This window comes from Bradyrhizobium sp. URHA0013, from assembly GCF_000518345.1.
Lineage (GTDB): Bacteria > Pseudomonadota > Alphaproteobacteria > Rhizobiales > Xanthobacteraceae > Bradyrhizobium.
In genome coordinates, this window is the sequence record NZ_JADK01000006.1 from 67,536 (window position 1) to 92,805 (window position 25,270).

The following is a 25,270-nucleotide window of genomic DNA, read 5'->3' on the forward strand; positions in this document are numbered from 1 at the left end:
GCATGGCAGAACGCTTCGACCGGATCTGGCATAACGCCCGGCTCGCCACGATGCGGGCCGATCGTCCCGATCTCGGCGAAATCGAGCACGGCGTGATCGCCTCGCGCGCCGGCCGTATCGTCTATGCGGGTGCGCAGGCCGATTTTCCGGCGAATGCCGATACAGCCGAACGCATCGATTGCGAAGGGCGTTGGATCACGCCCGGTCTCGTCGATTGCCACACGCATCTGGTCTATGGCGGCAACCGCGCTCATGAATTCGAGCTGCGCCTGAAGGGCGCGAGCTACGAGGAGATCGCGCGGGCCGGCGGCGGTATCGTCTCGACAGTGGCCGCGACGCGCAAGGCAAGCGAGGCCGAGCTCGTAGCACTCGCGCTGCCGCGGCTCGATGCGCTGATTGGCGAGGGCGCCACCACGGTCGAGATCAAATCCGGCTACGGCTTGGACACCGAGACCGAGATGCGGCAGCTGGCCGCCGCGCGAAGCCTGGGTCGTCAGCGGTCGGTCGCGATCCGAACCTCGTTTCTCGGTGCGCATGCCCTGCCGCCGGAGGCCGATGGCGACAAGGATCGCTACATCGATCTCGTCTGCAGGGAGATGTTGCCGGCGGTCGCGAAGGCGGGTTTGGCCGATGCCGTCGATGCCTTCATGGAGGGGATCGCATTTTCCGGCGAGCAGACGACGCGGGTGTTCGAGGCAGCGAGGCGGCTTGGCCTGCCGGTCAAGCTGCATGCCGACCAGCTCTCGAACCTCGGCGGCGCTGCGCTCGCCGCAAAATTCTCGGCGCTCTCGGCCGATCACCTTGAGCACACCGACGAAGCCGGTGCAGCGGCGATGGCAAAAGCTAAAACGGTGGCCGTGCTGCTGCCCGGCGCCTTCTACTTCATCCGCGAGACGCAAAAACCGCCGGTCGAGGCGTTCCGCAAGCACGGCGTTGCCATGGCGCTGGCGACCGACTGCAATCCGGGCAGCTCGCCGCTGACATCGCTCCTGCTCGCCATGAACATGGGCGCGACGCTGTTCCGGATGAATGTGACCGAGTGCCTTGCCGGTGTCACTCGCGAAGGCGCGCGAGCGCTCGGCGTGCTCCATGATATCGGCACCCTCGAGGCCGGCAAATGGTGCGACCTTGCGATCTGGCACATCGAGCGCCCTGCCGAGCTGGTCTACCGCATCGGCTTCAATCCGCTGCACCGCCGGGTGTGGAGGGGACAGTGACGGAGCCGCGCGCGCCGATCGTTGTCAAGCCGGGAACGGTCAGCCTCGATGATCTCGCGCGCGTGCTCGAAGGCGCATCTGTCGTTCTCGATCCCTCGTTCTGGCCGCGCGTCGACGCGGCCGCGGAGATCGTAGCAAGGGCCGCGCGAGCGGATGCTCCCGTCTACGGCATCAACACCGGCTTCGGGAAGCTGGCGTCGAAGCGCATCCCGCCCGATCAGACCGCGCTGCTCCAGCGCAATCTTATCGTCTCGCATTGCTGCGGCGTCGGTGCGGCGACGCCCGAACCGATCGTCCGCCTGATGATGGCGCTGAAGATCATCTCCCTCGGGCGCGGCGCCTCCGGCGTGCGCCGCGGGGTGATCGAGCAGCTGCAGGCCATGCTGGCGCGGCGCGTCTCACCGCTGGTGCCGCAGCAAGGTTCGGTCGGTGCTTCCGGCGATCTCGCGCCGCTCGCGCATATGACCGCTGTGATGATCGGCGAAGGGCAGGCGATCGTCGACGGCAAGACAGTGTCGGGCAGCGAGGCGCTCGCGGCCGCCGGCCTGCCGCCACTGACGCTCGGTCCCAAGGAAGGGCTCGCGCTGATCAACGGCACGCAATTCTCCACCGCCTACGCCGTCTCCGGCGTGCTGCGCGCATTTCGCATGGCTCGCGCTGCGCTGGTCACCGGCGCGCTGTCGGTCGATGCGGCGATGGCCTCGACTGCGCCGTTCCGCCCCGAGATCCAGTCGCTGCGCGGCCATTCCGGACAGGCCGCGGCTGCGGCAACCCTGATGGCGCTGCTCGACGGCAGCGACATCCGCCTGTCGCATCTCGAAGGCGACGAGCGCGTGCAGGATCCCTATTGCCTGCGCTGCCAGCCGCAGGTTGCGGGCGCGGCGCTCGACCTGATCGTGCAGGCGGCGCGGACGCTTGTCGTCGAGGCCAATGCCGTCACCGACAATCCGCTCGTGCTGGTCGAGACCGGCGAGATCGTCTCCGGCGGCAACTTCCATGCCGAACCGGTGGCTTTTGCCGCGGATACCATCGCGCTCGCGCTGTCGGAAATCGGTGCTATCAGCGAGCGGCGCATCGCGACGCTGGTCGATCCCGCGCTCAATTTCGGCCTGCCGCCGTTCCTCACTCCCGATCCCGGTATCAATTCCGGATTCATGATCGCCGAAGTGACGGCGGCCGCGCTCTATGCCGAGAACAAGCAGCGCGCCGCCGCCTGCTCGATCGACTCGACCCCGACCAGTGCCAACCAGGAAGACCATGTCTCGATGGCCGCGCATGCTGCGCGGAGGCTGTCGGACATGGCCGACAATCTCGCCACCATCCTGGGCATCGAGCTGCTGGTCGCCGCCCAGGGCATCACGCTGCGCGCGCCGCACGCAACCAGCGCGCCGCTCGCTGCCGTCATCGCCACACTTCGCGAGAAGGTGCCGCCGCTCGGCGCCGACCGCTACATGGCCGGCGATCTCTCCAAGGCTGCAGCGCTGGTCGAGGCCGACGCGCTGCCGGCTGCGGCGCTCGCCGTGCTTTCAACCGACCCGTTTCCGACACTTGCCTGACGAGGTGTTCCGCATGAACCGCCGACTGGACAATGACCGCACCATTCGCGCACCCCGCGGCAGCGAAATCAGCGCCAAGAGCTGGTTGACGGAAGCGCCCCTGCGCATGCTCATGAACAATCTCGATCCCGACGTTGCAGAACGTCCGAGCGAGCTCGTGGTCTATGGCGGCATCGGCCGCGCTGCGCGCGACTGGGAGAGCTTTGACCGGATCGTTGCTTCGCTGCGCGAGCTCGAAGATGACCAGACGCTGCTGGTCCAGTCCGGCAAGCCGGTCGGTGTGTTCCGCACCCATGCCGACGCGCCGCGTGTCCTGATCGCCAACTCCAACATTGTGCCGCACTGGGCGACGCTCGACCATTTCAACGAGCTCGATCGAAAGGGCCTGATGATGTACGGCCAGATGACGGCCGGTTCCTGGATCTATATCGGCAGCCAGGGCATTGTGCAGGGCACCTACGAAACCTTCGTTGAAGTTGGCCGCCGCCACTATGGCGGCAGCCTTGCCGGCAAATGGATTCTGACCGCCGGTCTCGGCGGCATGGGCGGCGCGCAGCCGTTGGCTGCGACCATGGCCGGGGCTTCGATGCTGGCGGTCGAATGCCAGCCGAGCCGCATCGAGATGCGTCTGCGCACCGGTTATCTCGATCGCCAGGCCGCGACGCTCGACGAGGCGCTTGCGATCATGGCGGAGGCGACGAAGACGATGAAGGCCATCTCGGTCGGCCTGCTCGGCAACGCCGCGGAGATTTTTCCCGAGCTGGTCCGCCGCGGTGTCAGGCCCGACATCGTCACCGATCAGACCAGCGCGCACGATCCGATCAACGGCTATTTGCCGAAGGGCTGGACACTCGCCGAGTGGGAAACCAAGCGCGCCGCCGACCCCAAGGCCGTGGAGCGCGCCTCGAAGACCTCGATGGTCGAGCACGTCCAGGCCATGCTGGATTTCCATGCGCAGGGCATTCCGACGCTCGACTATGGCAACAACATTCGCCAGATGGCGCAGGACATGGGCCTGAAGAACGCCTTCGATTTTCCCGGCTTCGTCCCCGCCTATATCCGTCCCTTGTTCTGCCGCGGCGTCGGGCCGTTCCGCTGGGCCGCGCTGTCGGGCGATCCCGAGGACATCTTCAAGACCGACGCCAAGGTCAAGGAGCTGATGCCTGACGACAAGCACCTGCACAATTGGCTCGACATGGCCAGGGAGCGCATCAAGTTCCAGGGCCTGCCGGCGCGGATCTGCTGGGTCGGGCTCGGCGATCGCGATCGCCTGGGCCTTGCCTTCAACGAGATGGTGGCGCGTGGCGAATTGAAGGCACCAATCGTGATCGGCCGCGACCATCTCGACAGCGGCTCGGTGGCGAGCCCCAACCGCGAAACCGAAGCGATGAAGGACGGTTCGGACCCTGTGTCCGACTGGCCCTTGCTCAACGCGCTGCTCAATTGCGCCAGCGGCGCGACCTGGGTGTCGCTGCATCACGGCGGCGGCGTCGGCATCGGCTATTCCCAGCATGCCGGCATGGTGATCGTCGCCGACGGTACGCCGGAAGCGGCGAAGCGGATCGCGCGCGTGCTCTGGAACGACCCTGCCAGCGGCGTCATGCGCCACGCCGACGCGGGTTACGAGACCGCGATCGAATGCGCCCGCGACAAAGGGCTCAATCTGCCGAGTCGGGCGACGTAGCCAGGCTCAGTCGCGCGCCAGGAGCCTCGGCATTGTGGTCTTCGCGCCATCCATGAAGGTCTGGACGGCATCGCGAACGATCGCGTCGAGATCTGCCGGGATTGGCGTCGCGTAGATGAATTTGCGGATGGCGAGATAGAAAATCCGGCCGTGCAGGCCCCAGAACAGCTCAGTCTCGCGCTCGCCGAGCGGAAGTGTCTTTGCTTCGGGCAGTTTCAGGTCGTGGCGCAGTTCGCCGGCCGCCGGCTCGATGATCTCGCGCCTGATGATGTCGAGATAGCGGCCGGTGATGCCGAACGACTTCATGCCTGAGAAGACGAAGATCCGCACCCAATTGTATTCGAACACGCGTTCGACATAGTCGAGATAAAAGCGCGTCAGCCGGGCCTCGAGCGATAGCGAGCGGTCGCGGATCATCGGACCCCAATCGGGCGACCAGCGGCTGAGATAAACCTCTTGGTAGACACGCTCGATCAGCGCTTCCTTGCTCGGGAAGTGGCGGTAGATCGCCGAATGCGTGATTCCCAGGCGCTTGGCGAGCTCGCGCGTCTGCCCCTCGAAGCCGCGCTCGGCAAAGAATCGGATTGCCTCGTCCAGGATGGCGCGCTCGCGGTCGGCCGCACGCATGTTGCGGCGCTTTGGCGCGGACTTGCTGCCTGTCTCGGACCGCTTCCGGACCGGTCGCTTCGCCGTTTTCTGCGCTTTGCGGGCCATTTCGTCGCTGAATCGCACGTCCCGTCGTCTTCATAGCCCAACGCGCATTTGTAACCAAACGGTCATCTCCTGTTGACCGACTTCCGATGGCGTGTCAGGATTTTGAGACCAGATGGTTACAAATCTGGCGTCCCGGCTGATGAGCCGAGGAATCCGAGGAAACGGCGGTGAAGGCGAGGGCTTTCAGCTATTTTCGCGCTGCGACGATCGACCAGGCGTTGGATGCTCACGCGCGCGCCCGCGACGATGCGCGTTTCATTGCCGGCGGCCAGAGCCTCGTGCCGGCGTTGTCGCTGCGGCTGCAGGCGCCGCGGCTGCTGATCGACATCACTCATATCTCCGAGCTGCGTGGCGTCAGGCGTGAGGGCGGATATTTGCGCATCGGTGCGTTGACGCGCCATTGCGAGATGCTGAGCGAGCCGCTGATCGCCGAATTCGCGCCGCTGTTGCATGCGGCTGCGCCCTTCGTCGCCCATCCCGCGATCCGCAACCGCGGCACGTTCGGCGGCAGTGTCGCGCAGGCCGACCCGGCTTCCGAATTTCCGGCGATGACGCTGGCGCTCGATGCCGAGATCGAGATTGTCGGCCCTTCGGGCAGCCGGCGCGTCAAGGCCGACGACTTCTTCGTCGACCTGTTCGAGACGGCTTTGCAGCCCGGCGAGCTGATCACCGCGGTCTTCGTCCCGCTGTTCAAGGCCGATCAGCGCTTTGCGTTTGACGAATTGGCCCGGCGGCGCGGGGACTATGCCCTGGTCGGTTGCGGCATGCTCGCAACCTGCACCGGCGAGCGCATCGATGACATAAGGATCTCGTTCTTTTCTGTCGGCAATACGCCGACGCGGGTGAAGGGAACGGAGGCTACGCTCATCGGCTCGAGCCTTGGCACCGAACGCATCGCCGCAGCGCAAGCTGCGCTAGAAGGTGATCTGACGCCACCGGATAGCGACGAGGTGCCGCCGGCGATGCGGCTGCATCTCGCCCGCGTATTGCTCGGACGCATGCTCGGACGTCTGGGAGCGGGCGGATGAGCGGCTTCGACGGATCCCTCCTGGATGATGCGGACGAGACCGTGCGCGTTCGCTTCACCGTCAACGGCCGCAAGGTGGCCTGTGAGGTCGCGCCGCGCGAGACGCTGGTCGATTGCCTGCGCAACGCGCTCGAGCTGACAGGTACGCATGCCGGCTGCGAGATGGGCGCCTGCGGCGCGTGTCTCGTCCAGCTCGACGGCAAAGCCGTGCACGCCTGTCTGATGTTCGCGGTGCAGGCTGACGGCGCCACGATCGATACGATCGAAGGTCTCACGGAGAGCGGCGTGATCGCCGACCTCCAGGCCGAATTCCACCGCCGCAACGCTCTGCAATGCGGCTTTTGCACGCCGGGCATGCTGGTCAACGCGCACGAACTCCTCTCGCAGGTGACGCGGCCAAGCCGCAAGGACATTCGTGACGCGCTGTCGGGCAATTACTGCCGCTGCACCGGCTATGAAGCGATCGTAGATGCCATCGACGCGGTGGCAAAAGCCCGCAGCGAAAGCGGAGGCGTGACATGAGCGCGCCGCTGATCTCACTGGATCGCCCGAATTCCTATATCGGCCGCTCCGTGCCGCGCCCGAACGCCAAGCGGCTGCTCGCCGGGCGCGGGCGTTATGTCAGCGATCTCAGGCTGCCGCGGATGCTGTATGCCGCGTTCCTGCGCAGCCCGCATGCGCATGCGAAGATCATCTCGATCGATGCCGGGCGGGCGAGCGCGCTCGAAGGCGTGCATCTTGTTGCGACCGGTGCCGATCTCGCCAAGATCTGCACGCCCTGGACCGGCACGCTCGACCATTTCAAGGGGATGACCTCGGCACCGCAATTACCGCTGCCGCTCGACCGCGTGGTCTGGGCCGGGCAGGCGGTGGTTGCAGTCGTTGCCGAGAGCCGTGCGATCGCCGAGGATGCGCTGGAACTGATGGAGATCGACTACGAAGACCTTCCGATCGTCGCCGATGTCGACAGCGCGCGTGAGGGCGGCGGGCCGCTGATCAATCCTGGCAGTGCCAACAATGTCTGCTTCCGCAGCCAGCTCGACAACGGCAGCGTCGACGACGCCTTCGCGCATGCGGCCCATGTGGTGGAGGAGGAGTTGTCCTTCGGCCGCCATACCGCGGTAACGCTGGAGCCGCGCGCCATCGTTTCCGATTACGATCCTTCGGCCGAGATGCTCACCGTGCATCACGCGACACAGACGCCGTATCAGTTCCAGGATCTCTATTCGCGCCACTTCGGCATTCCGGAGGCCCGCGTTCGCGTGATCGCGACCGACATCGGCGGCTCCTTCGGGATGAAGCTGCATGTCTATCATGAGGACATGGCCGTGGTCGGCCTCTCGATCCTGCTCGGCCGTCCCGTCAAATACGTCGCCGACCGCATCGAATCGTTCGTCTCCGACATCCATGCCCGCGACCACCGCGTCCGCGCCCGGATGGCGCTTGATGCCAAGGGCGAGATCCTTGCGATGGACGTGATGGACCTGACCGCAATCGGGGCGTTTTCGACCTATCCGCGTACAAGCGTGGTGGAGGGCAACCAGGTCATCCGCCTGATCGGCGCGCCCTATCGCTTCAAGAACTACCGCGCGACGCTCGAAGTCCTCTTCCAGAACAAGGTGCAGACCAGCCAGTATCGCGCGGTCGGCCATCCCATCGCCTGCGCCGTCACCGAGCGGCTGGTCGACATGGCCGCGGCGAAGCTCGGTCTCGATCCCTTCGCGATCCGAGCGCAGAATGTCATCGCCGATGATGCCTATCCGCAGACCTCGCCGACCGGCTACCGTTTCGAGGCGTTGTCGCATCAGGCCTGCCTGAAGCGGCTGCACGAGATGATGGATTATGACGCGCTGCGCGCCGAGCAGGCGGAGTTGCGCAAGGGCGGCATCTATCGCGGGATCGGCATCGCGGCCTTTGTCGAGATCACTAATCCAAGTCCCGCGTTCTATGGCGTTGGCGGAGCTCGTATCTCCTCGCAGGACGGTGCGATCATCAGCCTGACGCCATCAGGCGAAGTGCGCTGCCTGATCTCGGTCACGGAGCAGGGGCAAGGCACCGAGGCGATCATCAGCCAGATTGTGGCAGACCAGCTCGGCCTCGCGCAGGAGCACGTCAAGGTCATTACCGGTGATACCGAGGTGACGCCGCATGGCGGTGCGACCTGGGCCTGCCGCGGCGCCGGCATCGGCGGCGAGACTGCGCTCCAGGCCACGCGCGCGCTCAGGCGCAATATCCTGGAAATCGCCGCGCTCATCCTCCAGGAGCAGCCATCGGCACTCGACATCATCGATGGCGAGGTCGTCGATGCTGGCACGCGAAACCAGCGGATGCCGATCTCCGAGATCGCGCGCATTGCCTATTTCCGTTCCGATACGCTACCGCCGGGCACGCAGGCCCAGCTCACCGTGAGCCATCACTTCGCGCCACAGGGCTATCCGTTCGCCTTCACCAACGGCATCCAGGGCTGTTCGCTGGAGGTGGACGTCGAGACTGGCTTCATCAAGATGTTGAAGCATTTCATCGTCGAGGATTGTGGCCGGGTCATCAATCCGATGCTGGTAGACGAGCAGCTCCGCGGTGGCATCGTGCAGGGATTGGGCGCGGCGCTGTTCGAGGAGTGTCGCTACAGCGAGACCGGCCAGCTCGTGAACGGCTCGCTCGCCGACTACCTCGTCCCGATGCCGATGGAGATGCCTGACATCGTCATCGCCCATGTCGAGACACCGACCGCCGACACCGAGCTTGGCGCCAAGGGATGCGGTGAGGCGGGCACCGCGGCGGCGTCGGCCTGTGTGCTGAACGCCGTCAACGACGCGCTCGCACCGTTCGATGCAACGATCAATTCCATCCCGATCACGCCTACAAAAATCCTGAAAGCCCTGAAGCGATTCTAGAAAAAGATAATTGGAGGAAATCATGCCCAAGTCCGCTTCCACCTCGAAAATATCCCGCCGCACCGCGCTCGCCGGTCTCTCGGCAAGCGCGGCACTGCTCGCCATGCCGCGGCTCGGGCGCGCTGCCGACGAAACGATCCGCATCGGCTTTCCGACCCCGCTGACCGGCCCGTTCGCTGCGGAGGCGCGCGACCAGGTCAAATGCGCCGAGCTCGCGGTCAAGCTCGCCAACGACAAGGGCGGCATCGGCGGCCGCAAGGTCGAGCTGTTGGTGCGCGACGATAAGCTCAATGCCGGCGAGGCCGCGACCCGTACGCTGGAGCTGATCGAGAAGGACAAGGTTCACGCCGTGGTCGGCGCGCTCTCCAGCGCCGTGCAGCTCGCGGTCAACGAAGTCACCCGCGCCCGCGGCGTGATCTATGTTTCGATCAGTCAGTCCGACACCATCAACGAGGTCAAGGATTTCAGCAAATACACCTTCCACGAGGCGCTGAACCCGCACATGACGACCGCCGCCGTGGCACGGCAGACCCTGAAGAAGGGCATGAAGGTTGCCCATCTCGTCGCAGATTACGCGTACGGGCATGAGATGCTGCGCGGCTTCAAGCGCGCGCAGGCGGCGATCGGCGCGGATAGCGTCGGCGAGATCCTGCATCCGTTCGGCGCTGCCGACTATTCCACCTTCATGCCGCGCCTGATGTCGCTGCGGCCCGACGTGCTCTGCATCTCCAATTTCGGCCGTGACCAGGCCAATGCGATCAAGCAAGCGGTGGACTTCGGCGTCAAGCAGCAGATGAAGATCGTCGTGCCGGTGATCCTGCACAACCAGCGGCTCGCGGTCGGCCCCGACGTGTTCGAGGGCGTGGTTGGCGGCGCCAACTATTACTGGGGCCTGGAGACGCAGAGCAAGTCCGCCGCCGCTTTCAACGCCGCCTTCAAGGCAGCCAATGGCGGCGCCATCCCGACCGACTACGGCGCCTACGGTTATGCCGGCGTCGGGTCGCTGCTGGCGGCCATGCAAACCGCGGGTGGCACCGATACCGACAAGGTGGTCGATGCGCTGGAGAAGCTGCAATACGACCTGACCAAGGGTCCGCAGCATTACCGCAAATGCGATCACCAATCGGTGCAGCCGGTGCTGGTGCTGGAGTCCAAGAAGAAGTCCGCCATGGCCAACGACAACGATCTGTTCGCCATTCTCGCCAACGACACTGGCTCCGACGACATGCTGCGCAGTTGCAGCGAGTTGGGCCACGCGACCTGAAGCCCGGGCAATGGACCTGTCGCTGATCATCATGCAGCTTCTTTCCGGGATCGCTCTTGGGGCGGTCCTGGTAATCACTGCGCTTGGACTGACGATCGTGTTCGGCATGCTCGGGGTGGTCAATTTCGCTCATGGCGCGCTGTTCATGATCGGGGCCTATACGGGGCTGTATCTGGCGTCTCTCACCGGAAGCTTCTGGTGGGGATTGCTGCTGGCGCCCATCCTGATCGGCGCCTTCGGCATGCTGATCGAGTTCGTCCTGATCCGAAGGCTCTATGGGCGCTCGATCGACGATCCACTGCTCCTCACTTTCGGCCTCAGCTACATCCTGGTCGAGGGCGTCCGGATCGTGTTCGGCAGCGACGGCATCCCGTTTCCGACCCCGCCGCAGCTGATCGGCGTGCTCGATCTCGGCATCGGCTTCTTCCCGCGCTACCGCCTGTTCGTCATTGCGCTGGTGGCGGTGGTGCTCTTGGTGCTCTGGCTGACGCTGGAGAAGACGCGGATCGGCTTGATCGTGCGTGCGGGCGCCCGCGATCCCACCATCATGCAGGTGCTCGGTGTCGACATCGGCCGGGTCTGGCTCGCGATCTTCGGGCTAGGCGTCGGGCTGGCCGCGCTCGGCGGCGTGCTCGCGGGTCCTATGCGCAGCGTCAATCCGGAGATGGGATCGCTGGTGCTGGCGGAAGCCTTCGTGGTGACCGTGATCGGCGGTCTCGGGTCGATCGTCGGGGCTGTCGTCGCAGGCCTCATGGTCGGCATCTCGATCAGCCTGGTCGCGCTGTTCGCGCCGGAGATGGCGACCATCGTCATGTTCGCACTGATGGCCGTGCTGCTGCTGATCCGCCCGCAGGGCTTGTTCGGCATCAGAGGGAGGACCGCGTGACCTCACCATCGAGCGGCGAAGCGGTCGCCAAACTCTCGTCCGTCGGGCTCGGCCGGCTTCTCGACCAACGCGTGTTGCTCTCGATCGGGGTGCTGGCTGTGTTGCCTTGGCTGTTGCCGTCCCACGCGCTGGCCGTCAACGTCCTGATCTACGGCGTCGTGGTGATGGGCTACAATCTGCTGTTCGGCTACACGGGGTTGTTGTCGTTCGGCCAAGCCGCGTTCTTCGGTGCGGGCGCCTACTTCACCGGCATTGCGATCGGCCGTTACGGCGTGCCCTGGTTCGCCGCGGTCCCGATCGCAGTCCTCCTCAGCACAGGCCTCGCCGCCGCGATCGGCATCGTCTCGACGCGCACGCGCGGCATCTATTTCTCCATGGTGACGCTTGCGCTGGCTCAGCTCGTTTATTACGTGGCGCTCCAGGCCTCGTCCTTCACCGGTGGCGAGAATGGCCTGCGCGGCTTTACCGTCGATCGCATCAGCCTGTTCGGCTTCCCCGTCAATTTCCTCGACCCCGTCAACAAATATTATGTGCTGATGGCCTTCGCCGCATTGGCGATGTGGTTCCAGTCGCGCATCCTGAACTCGCCCTTCGGCGCCGTGATCGAGGCCATCCGCGAGAACGAGCAGCGGGCGCGGGCCTGCGGCTATGACGTCGAGCGCAGCAAGCTGATCGTGTTCATGCTGTCAGGCGCGATCTCCTCGCTCGGTGGCTGCATGCTGGCGCTACATCTGTCGATCGTGCCGCTCGACATCCTGCACTACCAGACCTCGGGCATGATCGTGATGATGGTGCTGCTCGGCGGCGCGCGCAGCTTCTTCGGGCCGTTCGTTGGCGCGGCGGCGTTCCTGATTCTGGAGGACGTCATCTCGGTCTGGACCCCGCACTGGCAGCTCTTCGTCGGCGCGATCTTTGTCCTGTTCGTGCTGTTCCTGCCCAAGGGCATCTGGGGCACGCTGCTCGACACATTGGGTGTCGGAAAGGCGCGGCCATGAGCGACGAATTGCTTCGTGCCGAGGGGATAGGCAAGCACTTCGGCGGCTTCGTCGCGCTCGAAGGCATCACCGTGTCTTTTGCGGCCGGACAGCTCACCTCGATCATCGGGCCGAATGGCGCTGGCAAGAGCACGTTCTTCAACATCCTCTCCGGCGCGCTGACACCGACGTCAGGCAAGCTGCATTTCAGAGGACGCGAGCTGAACGGCCTTCCGCAGCATCGGTTCGTGCATCAGGGCATCTCGCGCTCTTATCAGATCACAAACATCTTCCCGGACCTGTCGGTGCACGAGAACGTCCGCGTGGCGGCGCAGGCATTGACCGTGAGTTACGACATTTGGCGTAACCGCGCCCGACTTACAGAGCTCAATGCCCGCGCCGATGCTGCACTCGACGCAGTCGGGCTATCTGGCAGGCGCGCCGAACTGGCGAAGTTCCTGTCGCATGGCCAGCAGCGCGCGCTGGAGATCGCGATTGCGTTGGTTTCGGAGCCGGAATTGCTTCTGCTCGACGAGCCGACCGCCGGTATGGGGCCGGAGGAGACCAAGGACATGGTCGCGCTGCTCGAACGGCTCGCCGAGAAGCGCACCGTGCTTCTCGTCGAACATAAGATGAAGATGGTGCTGGGCCTATCCAAGCGCGTCGTGGTGCTGCATCATGGCCGCCTGCTTGCGGACGGCGCGCCCGATGAGATCAGGAGCAATCCGGAGGTCCGCCGGGTCTATCTCGGACAGAGTGAAGGCTATGGCTGAGACTGCACTGCTCGAAATCAGGGATCTCCACGCCTGGTATGGCGCGAGCCACGTCCTTCACGGCATTTCCTTGCGTGTGCAGCCCGGCGAGGTCGTTGCCCTTGTCGGCCGCAACGGGGCCGGGAAGACCACCACGCTGCGGTCGATGATGGGCCTGATGCCGAAGGCGACGGGTCGCGTGCGGTTTGCGGGCCGGGAGCTTCTGCAGCTGCGCGCCCATCAGCGCTTCCATCTCGGCCTTGCTTACGTCCCCGAGGAGCGCCGCATCGTCCCCGGTCTCTCCGTGCGCGAGAACCTTCGTCTCGGCCTCGTCGCGGCAGGAAGCGACATCGATGAGCGAGTCGCGATCGACGAGATCGCCGAGACCTTTCCGCGCCTGAAGGAGCGCCTCGACCAGGAGGGTGTCACGCTGTCAGGCGGCGAGCAGCAGATGCTGGCGATTGCACGCGCCTTGATCGCAAAGCCCAAGATGCTTCTGCTCGACGAGCCGTCGGAGGGCATCATGCCTGTCCTGGTCGAGGAGATGGGCGTGCTGTTCCGTCGCCTGCGCGACGAAGGCAAGACGCTGCTCCTGGTCGAGCAGAACGTCGAATGGGCGCTGCGGCTCGCTGACCGTGCCGTGATCATCGATCAGGGTGAAGTCGTGCATCAAAGCAGCGCCGCGGCGCTGCTGGCGGACAAGGACATCCAGGAGCGCTACTGCGCGGTCTGACTTTAGGCCACGACCCTGGATACGGCGCCGCCGAGGCGCTGGCGTTCCCTGGCGAGATACTCGTCGATGGCGTCGCCATGCATGGGCTTGGCGAAGTAGTAGCCCTGGATGAAGTCGCATCCCAGCCGGCGCAGGGTGTCGAGCTGAGCGCGGGTCTCGACGCCCTCGGCGACGCAGGCGATCTCCATGTCGTCACAGAGGCCCGTGAGGGACTTGATGATCTTGTGGCTCACTGGATTGTCGTTGACGTCGGCGATGAAGCTGCGGTCGATCTTGATTTTGTCGAGCGGCAGCCAGTGCACGTGGCTCAGCGAGGAGTACCCGGTGCCGAAATCGTCCAGCGAAATGCCGCAGCCCATCGCCTTCAATGCCGCGATCGACTGTTGTGCGCGTACGAAATCGAAGGTGACGGCGGTCTCGGTGATCTCGAAGTCGATCCGGTGCGGCGGCAGCCCGCTCTTCTCCACGATGGTGATCAGCGGCAGGATGCCCTCGGGCGAGCAGACGTCGTGGGCGGACAGGTTGAACGACAGGCGGATGTGGTCGGGCCAGGTCCTGGCCGTCGCGAGCGCGCGTACCAGGAGCGCCTGCGTCAGCGGCCGGATCAGGCCAATGCGCTCGGCGGCCGGAATGAAATCGGCCGGCGAAACCAGGCCGAGGCGGGAGCTGTGCCAGCGCGCCAGGACCTCGAAGCCGGCGGTATGCTCGCTCATGGCGTCCACGATCGGCTGGTACACCAGGTCCATCTCGGTGCTGAAATCGGCAGTGCGCAGCAAATTCTCGATGACGCCGCGGCTGCGGATCTCGGCCTCGAGCTCGCTCGAGAAGATCACGGTGCGGCCGCGCAGATGGCGCTTGGCGTGATAAAGCGAATAGTCGGCGCATTCATAGAGCGCTTCTGCCGTCGTTGCCGATTGCGGGAACAGCGCGAAACCGATCGAACAGGACAGCCCGGTATGGGCGGTGTCGAGCTGGTAGGGCAGCTTGACCTGGTCACCAACCCGTTCGCCGAGCCGCATCAAATCCGCATCGTCAGGGTCGCCGCACACGACGAGGCCGAACTCGTCGCCGCCGAGCCTGGCGAATTCCACCCGCTGCGGGCCGAAGCCCTCGCAGACCTCGCGGATGCGCCGGCCCGCCTCGATCAGAACGCGGTCGCCAACCGAATGGCCGTAATTGTCGTTGATCGGCTTGAAGCCATCGAGGTCGATGATCCCGACCGCGACGCGAACGTTTCTGCGCTCGGCATCGGTGAACGCGCTCGACAGCTCGGCGAAGAAGCGGCGGCGGTTCGGTAGTTCGGTCAGGGAATCGAGGTTGGCGAGGCGGAAGTTCTCGTCCGATAGGGCTTGGGTGGCCGCCTGCTGCGCCAGCAGCGATTTGCGGCTGGCGACGAGGTCGGCGAAGTCGCGATAATAGATGAACAGCACCGTCACCATCGCACCGGTGACCAGCAGATTGTTGACGGCCATCGCCTCCAGCGTCGGTTCGCCCGTGGCGAAGTAGAACAGCACGTAAGGCACGTCGACGACCAGCGTCACGATCAGCGCTGCCGAGCGCAGATGCATCAGCGAGAAGATGCAGCCGATCACGGTCACCGCCATATAGAAGGCAACCTGACTCTTGGCGAAAGCGTCGCCGTAGGGATACAGGGCAAACGACCAGAGAGTAAAACCCGCTGCGATCGGCGCTGCAATCCAATTGGTGAGGCGCAGGTTGCGCAGGATGTCGGCATCGTTGCGGACGACACCGCGCTGGCGCAGCCACCAGAATGTGCGAAAGCCTGTCACCGCGATCAACACGGCCGGCACGATCATACTGAGCGAGGCCGGTGCCAGCGGCACATAGGTATAAGCCACCGCGATCGTGTTTGTGATCAGGATGAAATAGAGCAGCGGGATCTGTTTCGAGAAGGCGTCGAATTGCGCGCGCATCAGCTCCGGATTGTCGGCCGGCACCCGAAACAGCTCTGCAACGGCAGCTAGATGTGACTTCAAATTGGTGACAGGCATTGCAATATCAGCCCTGAATTTCCTCAAAACGCGGGCGATCTTGCACGGCGGCGGTAAAGGGGGCGTTAGATTGGAGTCCTCGCGAGAGGTTCGACGCGCCGCGGACCTTCTCGATCCGCGCACCGGTGAGGCCGCGTTAACGATATCCGGCGGCGGAAGTGCGGGGATTGGCTGAAAGAGAGCTTGCATAAATTGCGGCTACGCTCTGCTAACCATATGCGCCAGCGGAGCGTATTGTCGCATCGACACAGTGCGAGCCGGCATGCCGGCTCCACCTCTCCCCCGGAGAGAAGGAGAGGTGAAGATAGCGCGAGACGATCGCTATTTCTTCTCGAGCGCGGCGGTCTGCTTGGCGAGCTGCTTGTCGAAATCTTCCGATAGGGTTGTCGAGTAGGCTGCGAGTTCACCCGGCTTGACGAACGGGTTCGGTGCGCCGTCCTTCATTTCGGCGCGCTTGGCCTGCATGCCATAGACCTCCGGATGCGGCCCGAGCAGCACGTCGATCTTCATCGCCTTCACTTTGGCGTAGGTCGCACGGTAGTCGTCGACGATTCCGGCGTGGGTCGGCTGGCCGACCAGCCGGTTCAACGCCACCGTGCCGCTACAGAAGAACAGCACCTCGCGGTCCTGATTGCCGTCCTTGACGGTCATCTCCCAACTCGTGCAGCCGGGCGAATGGCCGGGGGTGGCGTGAGCCGTCAGCGTGGTGTCGCCGAGCGTGATCTTGTCGCCTTCCTTCACGGCGCGATCGACCTTCACTGCGGGGAAGGCGAGGTCCTCGTTCTTCTCGTCGCCAGGATAATAGCCGCCTTCCAGCAGCGGCTTGTCGCGGTCGCCGGCGATTAGCTGCGCGCCGGTCTCCTTCTTGATTTCGGCGAAACCGCCGGTGTGGTCGAAATGCGCGTGCGTGTTGAGGATGATCTTGATGTCGGAGACCTTGAGACCGAGCTTGGCAATGTTGTCCTTGATCATGCCGGTGGATTCCGGAAGCGCCGTATCCATCAGGATCAGGCCTTGTGAGGTCTTGATGATGTAGACGGCGATGCCGTCAGTGCCGATATAGTAGATGTTGCCGATGAGCTGGAACGGCTCGAACGGCGTGGTCCATTTCTTGGTGACCACCGCCAGGAAGTCCTTGACGGTCTGCGCCTGCGCGCCGGTTGCGAGGAACGCCAGCGCGCACAGCGCGGCCGTGAGCTTCTTCATGGTTTGTCTCCCGGGATTGTTCTTGCAGATTGTTCTTGTCGTCTTGATCGGGCGCGGCCTTCGCGCGGCCGACCGGCAAGCTACGTCGTGCGAGGTGCGGCAGCAACGGCCACGTGTCTGAAAAAGTTCGTGGCATGCGCGGAATAGCGGTGTCTGTCCGTTTTGAGCATGGCGGCCATTGCGGTAACGCGGCCGGGCGGGATTTGACCACGCGCAGGCGGCTCGTCATACTTTGCGCCAAGGCGAGCCAGAAAGACTCGTCGGCATCGGGAGCTGAAATGACCAATTCGTTGTCCGTCCTTGCGGGGACTCTGATTTCCCTCGTCTCCTTCACGTCGATTGCCTTGTCGCAGCCGGCCTGCGTCACCCAGAACATGGTGGTGCCGCCTGGGGCCAACAGCACCGACAAGGCGGGCCCGTTCTTCATCGATACGACGGATCTCGACTTCAAGACGGCGCCTCCGACGCGTGATCCCTCCAATCCCAATTATCCACGCGCCACGGAGCTTCCTGACGGAACGCTGCCGCCACCGGATGCCGAGGGCAATTTCATCATCGGTCCCACCCACAATCCTGCGCCGGAGACGATCGCGAAGGAGGGCGTGCCGCGTGGGACGACAAAGTCCTTCACGTTGTCGTCGAAGGAGAGCACCATCTACAATCCGGGTCTGATCCGCGACGATCTTGCTGGTTGCACCAATTCCTCGATCATGACGACCGTCACGGCGCCGGACGACAAGTCGCATATGATCGTCACCACCAGCCATCCCGGCGTCTGGTCGCGCACCATCGACGTCTATGTGCCGGCGCAATATGTGCGCGGCAGCGAGGCGCCGTTCATCGTGGTCGGCGACGGTGGCTCCAACGCCTACAAGGATCTCGCCGTCACGCTCGACAATCTGATCGCGCAGCGCCGCGTGCCGCCGATGATCGCGATCCAGATCGGCAATGGCGGGCAGGACGCGCAGGGCAGTCAGCGCGGCCGCGAATATGACGCGGTGTCAGGCGCCTACGCGCAATTCGTCGAGCGTGAAGTGCTGCCGCTGGTCGAAAAGAACGCCGAGGTCAGGCTGACCAAAAATCCCGATGGGCGTGCGACCATGGGGCTGAGTTCGAGCGGCGTGGCGGCCTTCACGATGGCGTGGTTCTATCCCGATCTCTATCACCGCGTGCTGGCGTTCTCGCCGACCATGGTCAACCAGCAATGGCCGTATGACCCGTCGCTGCGCGGTGGCGCCTGGGAATATCACAGCGCATGGCCGGGGCCGGCCACACCCAATCTCATCTCCAAGGCGGGCGTGCTCACGCCGGCCGAGCGGCCCGGCGTGCCGCTGATCGTCGCTGCGCCGACCAAGCCGATCCGCTTCTGGTTCTTCGGCGGCGACCAGGACCTGTTCTATCCGAACCCCACCATCCCCGACGGCATGCACGACTGGACCCTCTCCAACGCGCTGATGGCCAAGGTGCTGGCGGAGAAGGGCTACCACTATCAGTTTCTGTTCGTACGCAACGCCAAGCACGTCGACCGGCCCACGATCGCGCAGACGCTGCCGTCGGCGCTGGAGTGGGTCTGGAAGGGCTATCCGCTCCCCTGAGCGAAGTGGCCTAGCGTCCGATCGTCACGCCGGCGGTCGAGCGCATGGCATCTTTGAGGCTCGTCGCGTTCTTGTCGTCGAGGACCTCTCGCGTCATCACGGTGGTCTGGCCGGGCGTGTTGAGGATCGTCTCTCCGCGCGAAAAGGAGAGGCGGTCGGCTTTGTAGGGTGACGCCTGATCGGTCGCGGGCGCATGGCGCGGCAGCTTGCCGGCCTCTGCAAACGATGTCTGCGAGACACAGAGGGCGGCGATCACAACCAGTCGCAATGATTTTGTGGGCATGCGATCTCCCAAATTCAAGGCGTTAGCCTATCGTATGGGCTGGTCGTCGCAGGAAATAAAGGGTCAGGCGAGAGCGGCCTGGCGTTCCCGCATTGGTTCGCGGACCCGATCCGGTTTCCCCGGCTCCGCGAGCCGCGTAAAACTGCGCTGGCTCGCATGCGCGGGTGCTTCGACGATCACGGCTTCGCAGACGATCTGTCCGCCGAGCAGCCTGAATTCCAGCTTGTCGTAGCGCGGCATCGTCTCGCCAGGCGCGGGCGGCAGCAGCCCGACGCTTCCCTGGATGTTCAGCGTGGCATCACCGGCGCCATGGACGCGCGGATTCCACATCCTGCTCCCGGTCTCCGTCCAACGCTGCCGGATCAGCGCGGCGCGGTCGGCGGGTTCTGCGATCTTTGCACGAATCTTCGGCGCGCTGGTGATCTCCGCAGCGGGAGCCTCGAGGGCTGGCTCCGACGCAACATCCGTGACGACGCTCGGCGTGCTGGCGACGACTTCCGCCGCGCTGGAGGCAAGCGCGACCCGCGTGTCGTCGAGAGTTGAGCAAGTATCCACGTCGACGGCGGAGGAATGCTCGTCGTTGATGGCGAGAGCGGGGGCATCAACCGGGACGAGCTCGACCTCGACGGAGGAGGCCTTCTCCACGACAACGGGCTCAACGTCGTCCGCGAGTTCGGGAGATGGATCGCTGTTGATGGTGAGTTCGGAGACGTCGACCGTCTCACGCTCGACATCGATGGTCGCGACCGAAGCTTCCTCCACGACGACCAGCTCGACTTCCGCCGCCGTCTCCCGGAATGAATCGTCGCTGCCGCTAACATCGGCTGGCGCTTCCGACGGGCTCTCCGCGATGACGGGTCTGGCGGTCCCGTCTTCGGCGGCTGAAGCGGCGGCCGCAACGTCGCAGTTTGACGTATCCGCGCTGATGCTGGTGTCCAGAGCCGGAGCGGCTTCTAAAATCTCGGCAACGAGGGCGGGCGAGGCGTCCGCGGCATCAGCTGCGACGTCGATGCTGCCGCCGTGCGGCGCGGGCCGGAGCCGGTTGAACGCCCATTTCACCGCGGGGATGCGGCGCAGCAACGATATCAGTCTCGAAAGCACTGGGAGTTATCCAAGAGGTACTCGGCTTGAGGCCATCGCTGATTCGCCAGCAATGTAAAAATCCCCGGCTGTCACACTGATGTCAATGTAGGTGGGACCAATTGCAGAACATCCACGCTTTCAGAGCGCGAAGCTGCGGTTTCGCTGGCGTGACTGCAATCAAGGTGCAGCTTCGCCAATACGCTTTGTCCGACACCAACACCTTTGCGGATGACGTCGACAAGCTTTTGACGGCATTAAGACATCTGGGAGAGGGGACGATCGCCCGCCCCCTCTCCAGATTTCCGATCGATGCCGGCCTACTTCCCGGAGCCCGCGCCGCCGCCGGCTTGGCTGCCCATGTTATTGGTGTTACTGCCACCGGCGCTCGGAGCCTGCTTGCCTTTGCTGTCGGCGGCCTCGTTCTGCATATTCGACGACGTGCCGGTCGTCATGCCCTTGGTCGCGGGGCCTCGGGACGAGGGCCCGACGTCGCCCTGACCGGATGCGCCTGGGGCGGGCTGTGTCTGCGCGAAGGCGCCGCCGGTCGCCAGCGCCATGATGCACGCGGATGCCAAAATGATCTTCTTCATCTGGTTTCCTCCTGGGTTGACTTGATGACAACTTGCGCGCGGAGCGGACGTTCCTCACAGGGGAGCGTCGCGACGATCATGACCAAGCGCGTTGCGGCGCTTGTTGGGGTTCCCTGTGCGTCTCTGTCGACGGTAGAGTTTGGAACATCCGGCATCTGGTGTAAGGACGAGGCATGAAAAGGATAATGACTCTCGGAGCGATTCTGCTCTGGTCCACGATCGCATTCGCGCAGGAGCGCGCCATCACCGTGGCCTCGACGACGTCGACGGAACAGTCGGGGCTGTTTGGCTATCTGCTGCCGCTATTCTCGAAGGCCGCGGGCATCGACGTGAAGGTCGTTGCCGTTGGCACGGGCCAGGCACTCGACATCGGGCGGCGCGGCGATGCAGACGTCGTGTTCGTCCATGACAGGCCAGCCGAGGACAAGTTCATGTCCGAAGGGGAGGGCGTGAAGCGCTTCGACGTCATGTACAACGACTTCGTCATTGTCGGGCCGAAGAGCGATCCCGCGAAGATCGCCGGCGGCAAGGACGTGGCCGAGGCGCTTCGCAAGATCGCGGCCGCGAAGGCGCCGTTCATTTCGCGCGGCGACAAGTCCGGCACGCACGCGGCCGAATTGCGGCTTTGGAAGGAGGCTGGCGTCGACCTCGGTGCCGCCAAGGACGGCTGGTATCGCGAGATCGGCCAGGGCATGGGTCCGGCCCTGAACATGGCGTCGTCGTCGAATGCTTATCTGCTGTCGGATCGCGGCACCTGGTTGTCATTCAAGAACCGCGGCGAACTCGCCGTCCTGACCGAAGGCGACAAGCGGCTGTTCAACCAGTACGGCGTCATGCTGGTCAATCCGGCCAAGCATGCGAACGCGAAGGCGCAGGACGGGCAAGCCTTCATTGACTGGCTGATCTCTTCGAAAGGGCAGGAGGCCATCGCCGGCTACAAGGTCGGGGGCGAGCAGCTATTTTTCCCCAACGCGTCCCACTAGCAGGAAGGCGACGGTCGACACTGCGACGCTGAGTGCGAGCAGGATCAGCCCGAGTCCGAGCGCCAGCGGCAGGTCGCCCTTGCTGGTCTCCAGAGCGATCGCCGTCGTCATCGTGCGCGTGAAACCGCGGATGTTGCCACCGACGATGAGGATGGCGCCAACCTCCGCAATCGCGCGGCCGAAGGCCGCGAGAAAGGCCGTCAGCAGCGAGGTCCGGCCCAGCGCGAACAGCAAGCCGATGCTGCGTAGTGTTGACAGCCCATCGATCCGCGCCAGGTCGCCATACTCCGCCCACAGCAGGCTCGCCGGCCGGTGCACCAGTGCGACCACGATCGGTGTGGCGAGCAGCGTCTGCGCGACCACCATGGCCGCCGGCGTGAACAACAGGCCGGCGGCCCCGAGCGGCCCGGACCGCGACAGCAGAAGATAAAGCGCGAGCCCGACCACGACTGGTGGAAGACCAAGCAAGGCATTGGTCAGGACGATGATGACCTGCCGCCCGCGGAACCGGGTGATCGCAAGCAGGACCCCGAACGGCGCCCCGATCAGAAGCGCGAGGATGCTGGCGGTCAGGCTGACGCGCACCGACAGTCCGACGATGCCCAGAAGCTCTGCATCGGCCTCGCCGATCAGCGTGAATGCGGCGCCGATGGATCGCGCAAAGTCGTTCATCCGTGCCCGAGCTTCGGCGCCCGCCACGACGTCTTGGGTGCGTCGATTTCAGGACTGCGGAGGTGTTTCACGTATATTTCCCTGAGGGTATCGTCGGGTAAAGCAGCGGCGCGGTCGCGCTCCGCAGGCAGGTTTGGTAACCCGAATTTGGCCGGAAATCAAAGCCGCGGGTGGCATGGCACGATGCCGCGTTTGGGCTCATCGTTTGATGCTGGCCGATGCAGGGACTGTCGGGGCTCAGATCAACCCACGCAGCACCTCAACAAGCCGGGCACACTCCGCCTCCGTTCCGACCGTGACGCGCAGGAAGTCCTCGATGCGCGGCTTTCCGAAATGCCGCACCAGAACGCCACGCTGGCGAAGCGCCGCCGCGAGATCTGCTCCGCTCCGGCTTCGATGGCGCGCGAAGACGAAGTTGGCGAGCGACGGCAACACCTCGAAGCCAAGTCGTCCAAGGTCTCGGGCCAAGGTTTCGCGGCTTGCGATGATACGAGCACGGGTGTCTCTGAACCAGCCCTCGTCCTTGATCGCGGCGACAGCGCCGGCGATCGCGAAGCAATCGACGGGATAGGAGTTGAAACTGTCCTTCACCCGTTCCAGCGCTTCGATCAGCGGTCGTTGGCCGATGGCAAAACCAACCCGTAGGCCAGCCAGTGAGCGCGACTTCGAGAAGGTCTGGATGACCAGCAAATTGTCGTGGCGTGCAACCAGCGGCACGGCGCTCTCGGCGCCGAAATCGACATAGGCCTCGTCCACCACCACCAGCCGGTCCGGCCGTTCGGCCAGCAGGGATGCGATTGCGTCGCGCTGAAGGGCGATACCGGTCGGAGCGTTCGGATTGCAGAGCAGGATGGCGCTCGATGGTCGACTGTAGTTGGAGATATCGATCCTCATCGCAGCATCGAGCGGCACCTTGTCATGCGTTATTCCGTAGAGGCTGCAATAGACGGGGTAGAAGCTGTAGGTGACGTCGGGGAACAGAAGCGGCGTGTCGTGCTTCAGAAGGGCCTGGAAGGTGTGGGCCAGAACCTCGTCGGAGCCGTTACCGACGAACACCTGTTCGGGCGCCACATTGCAATGGGCCGCGATCGCCTCGCGCAGGCGCGTTGCGCGCGGATCGGGATAAAGGCGCAGCCGCTCCGCGGCCGATGCGATCGCCGCCAGCACGCGCGGCGAGGGCGGGTAGGGATTCTCGTTGGTATTGAGCTTGACGATGCCGTCCTGCTTGGGCTGCTCGCCGGGGACATAGGGGGAAAGCGTGTGGACGACCGGACTCCAGAAACGGCTCATGAGCTCCAATCCGAATTGATCGGGGCACAGTAGGGTATGCGGGACCTCGGCGGAAGTGCGCCTGCATTCAGCATTCCACGCAAATCCGCACGAGGCTTACTGCCGGGGACGTTCCCGCAACCGCGCCCCCTATGCTAGGGTCGTTGCACCACCGCCCAGAATGAAAACAAGAACGAAGCCTTGCGCGCCCCAAGGCGCTGAACGGCCGAAAAAAGAGAGGAACACATGCCGGGTGCAGCCCTTCCCATCGCTCCCTCGATTCCGACCGCACCCGTGACCTCAGCCGTTCTCGACCGCTTGCGGGCCATCGTCGGCGACAAAGGCCTGATCCTGGACGAGCACGACAAGCGGCCCTTCGTGACCGACTGGCGCGGCGAACTGGCGGGGCAGGCCGCGGCGGTCGTGCGTCCGGCCAGCACCGCGGAAGTCTCCGCTGTCGTCAAGCTCTGCTATGACAACGGCATTGCCATCGTTCCGCAAGGGGGCAACACCGGGTTGATGGGCGGCGCCACGCCGTGGCCCATGCACCGCGGCATCGTGCTGTCGCTCGGTCGCATGAACCAGGTGTTGAACGTCGATCCCGTCGGCTACGCCATGACTGTGGAGGCAGGCTGCATCCTCGAGACGCTTCAGGACACAGCCGCGCGCCACGACCGCCTGTTTCCGCTTAGCCTGGGTGCTCAGGGCTCCTGCATGATCGGAGGTAATCTGTCCACCAATGCCGGCGGCGTGCAGGTGCTGCGTTATGGCAACGCGCGAAATCTGGTGCTGGGTCTCGAGGTCGTGCTGGCTAACGGCGATGTCTGGGACGGCCTGCGTGCACTCAAGAAGGACAACACCGGCTATGACCTCAAGCATCTGTTCATGGGCGCCGAAGGGACGCTCGGCATCATCACCAAGGCGGTGCTGAAACTCTGGCCGGCGCCGAAAGACGTGTGCACGGCATGGCTCGCAATTCGCGATCCCAAGGCTGCCATCGACCTTCTGTCGGAAGCGCATGCCGCTTCCGATGACAATGTCGGCTCCTGTGAGCTCATCAGCCGTGCGTGCACCGACATGGTGCTGCGCCACCTTCCCGGCACTCAGGATCCTCTCAAGGCTGAGACCGAATGGTACCTCCTTCTCGAATGGTCGTCGGCCCGGCCCCGGCAGGACGGTGGCACGGGCATGTCGGACAGGATGGAGCAGTTCCTGGCGGACCAACTCGAGGCGGGCCGTGTGCTGGATGCTGTGATCGCGCAAACCGAAGCGCAGTCGCGCAACATGTGGCGGATTCGCGAGAGCGTGGCCGAGGCATCGCGCACCGAAGGTCCGGGCTTGAGCTACGATGTGTCGGTTGCGGTCTCCAGGATTCCCGAGTTTATCGACAGCGGTCTCGAGGCCGTGCTCGCCATTTTGCCGACGATCCGCCCCTATCCGCTCGGCCACATCGGAGACGGCAATGTGCACTTCTCCTTCATGGGCCCGAAGGGCATGGACCGCGATACGCTCTCCCAGTATTCCGCGGCGATCACACGGGCCGTCAACGACCTCGTCACCTCCATGGGCGGTTCGATCTCGGCGGAACATGGCATCGGCATCGAGAAACTCGACGAGCTCCAGCACTACCGTTCCCGGACCGAGCTCGACATCATGCGCACGATCAAGCGGGCGCTCGATCCCAAGAACATCATGAATCCGGGCAAGGTGCTTCGTCTCGGTTAAGCCGCTACCGCCTCGAGCCCGGTGCTCCCCGCACAATCGCGCCCTCCGGGGACGGGATGCCGCAGATAGGCCGGGCCAAACAGGCCGGGGCACCAAATCACGCCGTTTGGCGGCCGAAAGGCGGCTTTATTCCCGCCTTGGATGCTTTAAG

At 64.4% G+C, this 25,270-nt stretch carries 22 protein-coding genes; 14 read left to right on the forward strand and 8 right to left on the reverse strand.

Going from position 1 to position 25,270, the window contains the following annotated elements; genetic code table 11:
- The first annotated feature begins 2 nt into the window (after positions 1-2).
- From hutI to hutU, 3 genes are read left to right on the forward strand one after another with little or no spacing between them, the layout of a single operon-like run.
- Complete coding sequence (hutI, locus tag N551_RS0107940; RefSeq protein ID WP_027566505.1) at positions 3-1,217, forward strand: imidazolonepropionase; 1,215 nt, start codon at positions 3-5, stop codon at positions 1,215-1,217.
- Positions 1,214-2,773: a histidine ammonia-lyase gene (gene hutH / locus N551_RS0107945; protein ID WP_027566506.1), complete on the forward strand. Its 1,560-nt coding sequence runs from the start codon at positions 1,214-1,216 to the stop codon at positions 2,771-2,773. Before hutI ends, hutH begins: the two co-directional genes overlap by 4 nt.
- Positions 2,774-2,786: 13 nt before the next feature.
- A complete protein-coding gene (gene hutU, locus N551_RS0107950) occupies positions 2,787-4,457 on the forward strand; it encodes a urocanate hydratase (protein ID WP_027566507.1) in 1,671 nt (556 codons plus the stop codon).
- A gap of 6 nt (positions 4,458-4,463) precedes the next feature.
- Here the strand turns inward: hutU and N551_RS0107955 are convergent, their stop codons facing one another.
- The gene (locus N551_RS0107955; RefSeq protein ID WP_027566508.1) at positions 4,464-5,084 is read right to left on the reverse strand and encodes a TetR/AcrR family transcriptional regulator; all 621 of its coding nucleotides are present in this window, start codon (positions 5,082-5,084) and stop codon (positions 4,464-4,466) included.
- Between the two features lie 254 nt (positions 5,085-5,338).
- On the opposite strand from N551_RS0107955, the gene N551_RS0107960 reads away from it, so the two are divergent.
- From N551_RS0107960 to N551_RS0107995, 8 genes are read left to right on the forward strand one after another with little or no spacing between them, the layout of a single operon-like run.
- Complete coding sequence (locus tag N551_RS0107960; RefSeq protein ID WP_027566509.1) at positions 5,339-6,199, forward strand: xanthine dehydrogenase family protein subunit M; 861 nt, start codon at positions 5,339-5,341, stop codon at positions 6,197-6,199.
- Positions 6,196-6,720 (forward strand): (2Fe-2S)-binding protein, encoded by a 525-nt coding sequence (locus N551_RS0107965; RefSeq protein WP_027566510.1) that lies wholly within the window; start codon positions 6,196-6,198, stop codon positions 6,718-6,720. Before N551_RS0107960 ends, N551_RS0107965 begins: the two co-directional genes overlap by 4 nt.
- Positions 6,717-9,092 (forward strand): xanthine dehydrogenase family protein molybdopterin-binding subunit, encoded by a 2,376-nt coding sequence (locus N551_RS0107970; RefSeq protein WP_027566511.1) that lies wholly within the window; start codon positions 6,717-6,719, stop codon positions 9,090-9,092. Before N551_RS0107965 ends, N551_RS0107970 begins: the two co-directional genes overlap by 4 nt.
- Before the next feature lie 22 nt (positions 9,093-9,114).
- Positions 9,115-10,356, forward strand: a complete 1,242-nt coding sequence (locus N551_RS0107975) for an ABC transporter substrate-binding protein (RefSeq protein WP_027566512.1) — start codon at positions 9,115-9,117, stop codon at positions 10,354-10,356.
- Between the two features lie 10 nt (positions 10,357-10,366).
- The gene (locus N551_RS0107980) at positions 10,367-11,242 is read left to right on the forward strand and encodes a branched-chain amino acid ABC transporter permease (RefSeq protein ID WP_027566513.1); all 876 of its coding nucleotides are present in this window, start codon (positions 10,367-10,369) and stop codon (positions 11,240-11,242) included.
- The gene (locus tag N551_RS0107985) at positions 11,239-12,237 is read left to right on the forward strand and encodes a branched-chain amino acid ABC transporter permease (protein WP_027566514.1); all 999 of its coding nucleotides are present in this window, start codon (positions 11,239-11,241) and stop codon (positions 12,235-12,237) included. The genes N551_RS0107980 and N551_RS0107985 overlap by 4 nt, the downstream gene beginning before the upstream one ends.
- Positions 12,234-12,989: an ABC transporter ATP-binding protein gene (locus N551_RS0107990; protein ID WP_027566515.1), complete on the forward strand. Its 756-nt coding sequence runs from the start codon at positions 12,234-12,236 to the stop codon at positions 12,987-12,989. The genes N551_RS0107985 and N551_RS0107990 overlap by 4 nt, the downstream gene beginning before the upstream one ends.
- The gene (locus N551_RS0107995; protein WP_035961163.1) at positions 12,982-13,701 is read left to right on the forward strand and encodes an ABC transporter ATP-binding protein; all 720 of its coding nucleotides are present in this window, start codon (positions 12,982-12,984) and stop codon (positions 13,699-13,701) included. The genes N551_RS0107990 and N551_RS0107995 overlap by 8 nt, the downstream gene beginning before the upstream one ends.
- A gap of 2 nt (positions 13,702-13,703) precedes the next feature.
- Here the strand turns inward: N551_RS0107995 and N551_RS0108000 are convergent, their stop codons facing one another.
- Positions 13,704-15,713 (reverse strand): bifunctional diguanylate cyclase/phosphodiesterase, encoded by a 2,010-nt coding sequence (locus N551_RS0108000; protein WP_027566517.1) that lies wholly within the window; start codon positions 15,711-15,713, stop codon positions 13,704-13,706.
- Positions 15,714-16,034: 321 nt separating this feature from the next.
- The gene (gene blaBJP, locus N551_RS0108005; protein ID WP_027566518.1) at positions 16,035-16,919 is read right to left on the reverse strand and encodes a BJP family subclass B3 metallo-beta-lactamase; all 885 of its coding nucleotides are present in this window, start codon (positions 16,917-16,919) and stop codon (positions 16,035-16,037) included.
- Between the two features lie 278 nt (positions 16,920-17,197).
- Here blaBJP and N551_RS0108010 point away from each other — a divergent pair, with 278 nt between their 5' ends.
- Positions 17,198-18,514, forward strand: a complete 1,317-nt coding sequence (locus tag N551_RS0108010) for an esterase family protein (RefSeq protein WP_027566519.1) — start codon at positions 17,198-17,200, stop codon at positions 18,512-18,514.
- Between the two features lie 10 nt (positions 18,515-18,524).
- Here the strand turns inward: N551_RS0108010 and N551_RS0108015 are convergent, their stop codons facing one another.
- From N551_RS0108015 to N551_RS0108025, 3 genes are all read right to left on the reverse strand, one after another.
- Positions 18,525-18,797, reverse strand: a complete 273-nt coding sequence (locus N551_RS0108015) for a TonB-dependent receptor plug domain-containing protein (protein WP_027566520.1) — start codon at positions 18,795-18,797, stop codon at positions 18,525-18,527.
- Positions 18,798-18,860: 63 nt separating this feature from the next.
- Positions 18,861-19,898 (reverse strand): hypothetical protein, encoded by a 1,038-nt coding sequence (locus N551_RS0108020; RefSeq protein ID WP_051462640.1) that lies wholly within the window; start codon positions 19,896-19,898, stop codon positions 18,861-18,863.
- Between the two features lie 299 nt (positions 19,899-20,197).
- Entirely contained in the window at positions 20,198-20,470 is a 273-nt protein-coding gene (locus tag N551_RS0108025) for a hypothetical protein (RefSeq protein ID WP_027566522.1), read from the reverse strand.
- A gap of 173 nt (positions 20,471-20,643) precedes the next feature.
- Between N551_RS0108025 and N551_RS0108030 the strand changes: the two genes are divergently transcribed.
- Positions 20,644-21,453, forward strand: coding sequence for a substrate-binding domain-containing protein (locus N551_RS0108030; protein WP_027566523.1), 810 nt, complete (start codon positions 20,644-20,646; stop codon positions 21,451-21,453).
- Here the strand turns inward: N551_RS0108030 and N551_RS0108035 are convergent.
- On the reverse strand, positions 21,427-22,125 hold the full coding sequence (locus N551_RS0108035) for an ABC transporter permease (protein WP_027566524.1): 699 nt from the start codon (positions 22,123-22,125) through the stop codon (positions 21,427-21,429). The two genes, N551_RS0108030 and N551_RS0108035, sit on opposite strands and share 27 nt — an antisense overlap.
- A 237-nt stretch (positions 22,126-22,362) precedes the next feature.
- Entirely contained in the window at positions 22,363-23,415 is a 1,053-nt protein-coding gene (gene hisC / locus N551_RS0108040; protein WP_027566525.1) for a histidinol-phosphate transaminase, read from the reverse strand.
- Between the two features lie 225 nt (positions 23,416-23,640).
- Between hisC and N551_RS0108045 the strand changes: the two genes are divergently transcribed.
- Complete coding sequence (locus N551_RS0108045; protein ID WP_027566526.1) at positions 23,641-25,119, forward strand: FAD-binding oxidoreductase; 1,479 nt, start codon at positions 23,641-23,643, stop codon at positions 25,117-25,119.
- Positions 25,120-25,270 lie beyond the last annotated feature (151 nt).